This window comes from Paenibacillus cisolokensis (assembly GCF_018403665.1).
In the GTDB taxonomy this organism is placed as follows: Bacteria; Bacillota; Bacilli; order Paenibacillales; family Paenibacillaceae; genus Paenibacillus_AH; species Paenibacillus_AH cisolokensis.
Genome location: NZ_BOVJ01000178.1, coordinates 1 through 8278, shown reverse-complemented (window position 1 = coordinate 8278; position 8278 = coordinate 1). Strand labels below are relative to the sequence as shown.

At 45.7% G+C, this 8278-nt stretch carries 4 protein-coding genes and 3 pseudogenes; 6 read left to right on the top strand and 1 reads right to left on the bottom strand.

Annotation, left to right across the window (positions count from 1 at the left end):
- Positions 1 to 21 precede the first annotated feature (21 nt).
- The 6 genes and pseudogenes from PACILC2_RS22320 to PACILC2_RS22300 all read left to right on the top strand — a co-directional run.
- Positions 22 to 516 (top strand): annotated as a pseudogene (locus PACILC2_RS22320) (metal ABC transporter ATP-binding protein); the annotation flags it as partial.
- The gene (locus PACILC2_RS22315) at positions 462 to 1238 is read left to right on the top strand and encodes a metal ABC transporter permease (protein WP_213530948.1); all 777 of its coding nucleotides are present in this window, start codon (positions 462 to 464) and stop codon (positions 1236 to 1238) included. The pseudogene PACILC2_RS22320 and the gene PACILC2_RS22315, both read left to right, overlap by 55 nt.
- Positions 1239 to 1574: 336 nt before the next feature.
- Positions 1575 to 4894, top strand: a pseudogene (locus PACILC2_RS22310) (cobaltochelatase subunit CobN).
- 66 nt (positions 4895 to 4960) lie between these two features.
- Positions 4961 to 5854: a class I SAM-dependent methyltransferase gene (locus PACILC2_RS22305; protein ID WP_054819293.1), complete on the top strand. Its 894-nt coding sequence runs from the start codon at positions 4961 to 4963 to the stop codon at positions 5852 to 5854.
- Positions 5855 to 6050: 196 nt separating this feature from the next.
- Positions 6051 to 6215 (top strand): annotated as a pseudogene (locus tag PACILC2_RS29575) (zinc ABC transporter permease); the annotation flags it as partial.
- A 136-nt stretch (positions 6216 to 6351) separates the two neighbouring features.
- Positions 6352 to 7266: an NAD(P)/FAD-dependent oxidoreductase gene (locus PACILC2_RS22300; RefSeq protein WP_213530946.1), complete on the top strand. Its 915-nt coding sequence runs from the start codon at positions 6352 to 6354 to the stop codon at positions 7264 to 7266.
- A gap of 635 nt (positions 7267 to 7901) precedes the next feature.
- Here PACILC2_RS22300 and PACILC2_RS22295 read toward each other — a convergent pair.
- The gene (locus PACILC2_RS22295; RefSeq protein WP_210095477.1) at positions 7902 to 8114 is read right to left on the bottom strand and encodes a hypothetical protein; all 213 of its coding nucleotides are present in this window, start codon (positions 8112 to 8114) and stop codon (positions 7902 to 7904) included.
- Positions 8115 to 8278: the final 164 nt, after the last annotated feature.

The following is an 8278-nucleotide window of genomic DNA, read 5'->3' as shown; positions in this document are numbered from 1 at the left end:
ACACAAAAATGGACTTGATCGTTAGTCGTAGGCTATGTTTCCCAACAGGTCGCTTCCTTTAATGCAGGTTTCCCGAGCACTGTACTAGAACTGGTGCAGTCAGGGCGTTATCAAAGAGGCAAATGGTTTAAAAGGTTAGATAAAGAAGATAAAGAGCATGTTCGTCGCTCCCTTGAATCAGTGGGAATGTGGGAGATGCGTCATAAAAAGATAGGAGAATTGTCAGGTGGACAAAAGCAGCGGATATCCATTGCCCGTGTGTTCTCAACAGATCCAGATTTGTTTATATTAGATGAACCTACAATTGGAATGGATGTACGTTCACGTGATGAATTTTATAAATTATTGAAGCACAATAGTACAGTACATGGCAAGGGTATCTTAATGGTTACACACGATCATGAAGAGATTCGTCACTACGCTAATAAACACATTGAGTTGATACGGAAGGAGGACTCGCCTTGGAGATGTTTTTCTATGGATTCATGCAAAGAGCTTTCCAGGCTTCATTTTTAATCTCATTAATCGCTCCAATATTAGGATTGTTTTTGGTATTGCGCAGGCAATCGCTAATAGCAGATACTTTATCCCATGTCTCGTTAGCCGGGGTAGCGCTAGGTCTGTTAATTGGTATCAATCCGACATGGACCAACATTCTCGTGGTAATCATCATCGCAATTCTACTTGAATTTTTGCGTCAAATGTATCGCACATATTCTGAAATTTCGATTGCCATATTAATGTCTGTCGGAATGGCAGCAGCGCTTGTTTTGATGGGTATGAGTGATAGTGGAGCTACATTAAGTATAACGCAATTTCTATTCGGTTCAATTGTTACGATTAACAAAGAACAAATATGGATGTTACTTGGATTAACGATCATGATCGGATTGTTATATTTAATCTACCGAAGACCTATGTATGTCCTTACGTTTGATGAGGAAACAGCTTTTACAGCTGGCCTGCCTATTAAAACGATGTCGATTTTGTTTAATGTTTTAACAGGGGTCACAATAGCCGTAATCATGCCAATTGTCGGGGCATTACTTGTCTCGGCCATTATCATATTACCTGCAGCTATCTCGCTGCGGTTAAGCAAAAGCTTCTACGGTGTCATATTAAATGGAATAGTCATTGCGCTTGTTGGCATGATAAGTGGTTTAGTCGCTTCTTATGAATTGGGTACACCACCAGGCGCTTCCATCACATTAATTTTAATGTTGATTTTGCAGTTATAACACTTGTAAAGTACATGTTACATTACTTGAAATTTGATAGACAATTTAATAAAAGTCAAGTCTAGAATGAAATATGCAGAAAAGAACCATTAAGTTATTCAAATATGGAGAAAAAGATTTGGTTTTATCTGTTTTGTGTAATTAAGAAGTAATGTGTCTGCAGAAGAAAATATATGAGAAGCATTATCATTTATAACGAGAGGAAGGGGGATTTATAGTTACGATTGGGGCATTTTCGGGAAGCTCTACTAGCTGTATAATATAAATTTTTTGATAATAAGCCCATGCATTATACTGAGTAATCACTTTACATATGGAAAGTTAAACTAAAAAGGAATGGATGAGGGTAAGACGGATTATGAACACTACGTCCGATTTACCGAATATTGGCGTGGCGGAGGTACTGACAATATGCTCGGTCTGATTTGTCTGGCTGGCCGAGAATATGGCAGCTGTCACCTGTTGCCGGAGCCTAAGGATCCGGTATATGTTCGGGAGTTAACGATTATGGAGCCGAGCAGTCGCACGGTTTACTCGTCTGCAGCCAGCTACCGGCAAAGCAATCGCTACGACGAAGGCCGGCCGAATGTCGCGATTTTATATCTTGGGAATAGCAATCCGCTCGATACCGCAGAATGTATTGCGCAGCTTTAAGGAACAATTGGAAGCTTTCGTGAACGTCATGCCGATCGCGTTTCCTTCAGTGATGAACATTCCGCTCGACCGTCTTCACGAGTTCTACTTGGCGACGGTCACCAAGTCGACCTTATCGTGAACCTACTGCCTTTCCGACTTGGGATTGGTCCCGGTGGAGGAAATCAGGACGGGGCTGTGCAGATGCTGGAACAGCTCGATGTGCCGATGCTGCATCCGCTATTGTTGAACAGTAGAACGGAACAAGAATGGAGACAGTCTGCGAGTGGACTTGAGCCTTCTTTGCTGCTCGTTCAGGTCATGCTGCCGGAGCTTGACGTGAGCGTGGAGATGTTTCCGATAGCGGCACTGCAGGAAGACGGAGAAGACGCCGAGCTAAACGTTCCGCTAAAGCGGCTTGCACTTATCCCTGAACGGACGAAACGCTTGACAGATCGCATCCGCCGCTGGCTTGCCCTGCGGAGCAAGCCCAATGCAGAGAAGAAGCTGGCGCTCATTGGCTACAATTATCCCCCAGGCGAAGGAACGGTCTTCGGCGGTTCTTTCTGGATACATTCGAATCGATAGCACGTTTATTGAGCTGGCTGAAGCAGCAAGGATATCGTGCCGAGGAACTGTCAGCGGCGGAGCTGCGTGCCAGATTTATAGAGGGCGGTCTAGTCAATTCCGCAAAATGGTCTGATCCTCAAGCTTCGAGTCAGTTGATCCGTTATGCGGATCCCCATTTCACACAGAAGCTATCCAGACGTTCTTGGGGAGAAGAAGCGATAAGCCGCTGGGGTCAGCCGCCTGGTGACATCATGACGGACAACGGCTCCTTTCTCATACCCGGTCTAATGATCGGCCAAGTGTTTATCGGCCTGCAACCTTCACGCGGTATCCATGAGGATCCAGAGAAGTCACTGCACGATCGTTCGTTACTACCTACGCATCAATATACTGCGTTTTATCAATGGATTCGTGAACAGTTTCAAGCGGATGCCATCGTCCATATCGGGACACACGGCACCTTAGAGTTTCAGCGGGGGAAAGAGGTCGCTCTGTCTGGGGACTGTGTACCGGATGACTTACTCGGGGATTTGCCAAATTTGTACTACTATTACGTAGGGAATCCGTCCGAAGCGATGATCGCCAAGCGGCGCAGCCATGCCGTATTGATCGGCTATCAGGCGCCGGCTTTTACTGAAGCTGAGCTGTATGGCGAATGGCGTGAGCTTGAAGCCTTGCTGCACGAATATCGTGAAGCGAAGCAGCTCGCGCCGGAACGATGTGAGGCGATTCTACAAGAGCTGCAGTCGGTAGCGAAGTCGCTTAACTTCTACGCGGAGACTGTAGAACACATGGAGGAGGAGCTCTATCGCATGCAGCGTTCGCTCATCCCTAGTGGACTGCATGTGCTTGGCGACAGCTATTCTCCTGAAGTCGCTTTGAACCATATGCAATTCGTGCTTCGCCACGAGCGGGGAAATATTCGCTCAATTCGCGGACTGCTCGCTGAACGTCAAGGCGTTCGGGCGGATGCGCTAACTTCGGGCAAGCATGTGAGCTTGCTGCGCCAGCTCGATGAGGAAGCGAATGCGTTAGTGACCGCTTATGTGTCAAACAAGGCAATCCCGGACATGTATAAGAGTGAACATCCAGATTGGCTTAAGCAGTTGGAAGCTTCGCTCGAGTACGGTTACGAAGCTTACCTAAGATCATTGCAAAATGAGGAAGCAGAAGGGCTGATGCGGGCGTTGGAAGGCCGGTACGTGCCAGCTAAGCTCGCTGGTGACGTGCTGCGAACACCTGAAATATTGCCGACCGGACGCAATCTGTACCAATTCGATCCACGCTTAGTGCCTAGTCACACAGCTGCTGAACGGGGGGCGATTGTCGCCGAGAACTCCATACAGCAATATCGCAAGCAGCACGGGGACTATCCGCACACGACAGCGGTCATCCTCTGGGGGATCGAGACGTCGCGCACACAAGGGGAAACCATTGGGCAAATCCTGCATTATATGGGGGTTCGCATGGGCGGGGGAGTCGGAACGTTCCGTACAGAATATGAAGTGATCCCGCTTACGGAATTAGGCCGACCGCGCTTGAACGTCATGGTGCATATTACTGGGGTTTTTCGCGATTTGTTTCCGAATTTGCTGGAAGATTTACATGAGCTATTCCGCAAGGTTTCGGAGCTGGATGAACCGGATGAGCACAATTGGTTCAAGGCCCATACGCGAAGCATGGAGGAGGAGCTGCTTGCTGCTGGATATGAGGCAAGTCAAGCGCATGACTTAGCGTGCGCCCGCATCTTCGGCCCGGCAGAAGGCGAGTATGGCACGACGGTGACGCAGATGATCGAGAAGAAGCAATGGAACGAGGAGTCTGAACTTGGCGCGGCATACACGGACAGCCAGCAGCATATATACAGCGCACTGGCACGAGGACAGGCGGAGCCAGAATTGTACAGTTCTCATATGCTGGCGGTGGATATCGTGTCGCAAATTCGCAGCAGTCATGAATGGGAAGTAACGGATTCGGACCACTATTATGAGTATTTTGGCGGCTTGGCAAAGTCTGTGGAAGTGATGAAAGGTCGGAAAGCAGACATTCATATTACGGATACGACAAGGGAGCACATCAAGACAGAATCAGCTGAACATGCGATTGCACGCGGAGTAAGGACTCGCTTAACTAACCCGAAATGGATCAACGATCTCTTGAAGCATCCTTATCATGGTGCAAAGGTAATGGCCAGCCGATTCGAGTATGTACTGGGACTTGCAGCCACGACTGGAAAAGTAGAACCTTGGGTATTCGATCGTCTGCATGACGTCTATGTGGCTGATGAAGAGCTTGGTCAGAAGATGCAGGACAACAACCGCTGGGCTTACCATGCGATGATCGAAACATTGCTGGAAAGCGAGCAGCGAGGGTACTGGACACCGGATGAACAAGTTCTGAATCAGCTGCGGCAAAAATACCTTGAGCTTGAAGGAGAATTAGAAGGGGAATGAGAACAGCTTGAGGCTTAAGCTGAAATCCATTTACATTTTACATTAAGAAATGAGGTGTTAAGCTAGATGATCGAAATGTTACGCAACGAAGCTGCTTGGGAAAAAGCTTGGAAGGACGACCAAACGACAGGTGTAAACTTGATGAAATCAGCAGGGATCGAGCCTAGATTCACTTTTGGCGCCATCGCGGCACAAAACTACAATGAGCAATCGTTCAACGATGAAGGAAGAAGACGGTCAGCACGTATTATCGGCTGGTTGGAAAATCAAGGCGTAAATTTTAATGGCGCCTCTGTCCTTGACATCGGAGCGGCCTCTGGAATATTTTCTATTCCCTTTGCACAAAGAGGAGCAGATGTGACCGCCGTTGAGCCGTCGCTTCCGTTCACAGAACTATTGGCGCACAACAATCAAAAATGGGCCGACGGTAAGGTAAAGATCGTGCGCGCAGCCTTTGAAGATATGGATACGAAGACATTAGGCTGGAACCAAGCTTTTGATTTTGTCTTTGTGTCAATGTGCCCAGCGATCACAGACTGGGAGATGGTGGAGAAAGTGATCAGCTGCGCTCGAAAATTTTGTTATATCAGCTTGGCAGCAGGTCCTAAAGAACACAGCCTCACCCTTGAAATATTACCGCTGTTAAACCATTCATACAACAAGCATCAAAACTCCGAGATGATGTATTTGCTACAGCTGCTTTATCTAAAAGGGTACGCCTTTCATTCACTCGTCACAAAAGAAATGAAAGCCAGGGTTGTGTCTCGTGCGGAAGCCATTCAAGAGGTTTTACATTGGCTTAACTTTTACAATTATCCAGTAGATGAGAATACGCAGGCCATCATTGAAGATTATCTGGATCAAACTTATCCTGGAAAAACGATCCCAATCAAACAAGGAGGGCGCTTCGGCAAAGTGCTCATTCAGTTAGAAGAGCAAAGCATGTTTAATTATTCATGAGGATGAATCAACCAAAGCGCCTACATCCGATGAGTTCCCGCATAAGGGACGCGTTGTACGAAACAATGGCGGTTCCGGAAGAGCGGGAATTTTTGATCCAGATGGGCATGATATTCAGGCGGATGAAGAAAGAGGCGTGTACTTTGATTGTGTTTGCCTTTGAAAAACAACACTTATCATATTAAATGGAATGGTCATTGCGCTTGTTGGCATGTTAAGTGGTTTAGTCGCTTCTTATGAATTGGGTACACCACCCGGCGCTTCCATCACAATAATTTTAATGTTGATTTTTTCAGTCATAACACTTGCAAAGTACATGTTAGATTACTTGAAATTGGATAGACTATTTAATAAAAGTTAAGTCTAGAATAAAATATGCAGAAAATGACAAATCGAGTTTACGCCGTAGATTTGCCATTTTGAAAATAAGCCCATGCATCATACTGAGTAATCACTTCACCTATGGAAAGTTAAACTAAAGTGGAAGGGAGTTAATCATGAAGGAAGTTGATGTTGTTATTATTGGAGGAGGTCCTGCAGGTTTAAGTGCTGGACTTGTGCTAGGACGTGCTAGAAAGAAGACATTGATTATTGATGAGGGCCAACCGCGTAATGCAGTGACTAGAGAGGCTCATGGCTTTTTAACACGTGATGGCATTAGCCCACATGACTTTCGAAATATTGCAAAAGAGCAGCTTCGCACTTATCCATCGGTTTCACATCTGGAAGATATCGTCAAGTTGATAGAAGGGGAAGATGGACAATTTTTGTTGGAAACTGTTTCGGGGGTGAAGATAGCCACTAGAAAACTGCTGTTTGCTATCGGAATGAAGGATCGTGATCTTGGTATACCAGGGTTGGCGGAGGTCTATGGTAAGAGTGCGTTTGTATGCCCGTATTGTGATGGCTGGGAACTAAGGGATCAGCAATTAGTTGTCATAAACAGAGGAGCGACATTAATGCATTTTGTCCCATTGCTTTCTGGGTGGTCGAAGCAGTTAGTAGTTTGTACAAATGGTCTCGATGAATTGAGTGAAGCGGAACGTGAAGAATTGCGCGCACATAATATCCCGGTATTTAATGCACCAATACATTCAATCCAATCAAATCAAGGCATGGTAAGCCATATCAAGCTTGAGGATGGGACGGAAATTTCGTGCACAGGGATTTTCTTCAAGCCGGAATTGGAACTTGGATCGGATTTGCCAGTTGCCCTTGGTTGCCGGATGTTGGATACTGGAATCATTGAAGTCGATGAGTTTGGAAAAACTAGTGTACCTGGTGTTTATGCAGCAGGGGATGCAACTACACACTTACACCAATCTATTGTTGCAGCTGCTTCAGGTGCTGTATCCGCAGCTGCAATAAACGGGGAATTAAATCAAGAAGAATGGCGGAAGAGCAACGTTTGATTCAAATATTTTTATAAGGAGCCATTCCTGTATGCTGGGTCTTGGAATGTGTACTGGGGCCGGTACGCCAGTCCCAGCTTCAGATGGCAGCATAAAACCAGATTCGAACTTCATTCATTTGCCAACGAAAAAGTAGGTTTTATACAACGACAACGGAAGCACGGAGCAGCCGCAAGGAATTATTCCATAAGGGCAACGACCCAGTCAAGGAGCAAGAAGCGGCGTCCACCCCTTGAGAGGCAGGACGAAGCAATGTGAGGGCTAAGACCCAGTGTGACATGGGAGGGTAAGCCTTCAAGGGAATGGTGTGGATATCCAAGGTGCGGACATACCATCGTTATCCATAGATTGGAAATTGAGTTCCAAGCTTTATTCCCGCAACCGGCTCGGCCAGAAAAACATGTCATACCAACATAATATCGCCATCTCTCAAAAAAGTCGAAGTTGAAAACCTAAGAAATCGTGAGCAAATGAAAGAAAACATTAATTTATAGTGGGAGGACATTAAACTGTTAGAGGGGGTTCCCATAATAATTCAATGATAGCTAACCGGTTAGGTTTCGCTAATGCCTTAAGGGATGTTACATCCATGTTGTGGTGATTCAATAACTATGAGGTCTTGAAGAGATAATAGGCTAGTCATCTTTACCTTTTATTTTTAGCGAACCCACACCAATAATTGCTCCCAATATCACTAAAATTATACTGGCAATAATTTCATATCCTTGCAATGCCTCGATGTAATTGACGAGAAACCAACTCGGTCCCCCGCCTGCCAATCGGTTAATGATACCTCCAACTCCTTGAATCAATAGAAGCAGACTTGCACCGCTTGCAATCTCTTTCATAACGCTACATCTCCTTTTTAATAAAGAATATCAAGTTAGAATTCCCCTGATTCCAATATTGAACAAAATCGCTCCAATAACTGCTGCTCCGACAAATACAGAAGACAACGGAGCTTTTACTATTTTTGTTCGCAGTTGTTCAAGCTTATTCATTATCCAATTTT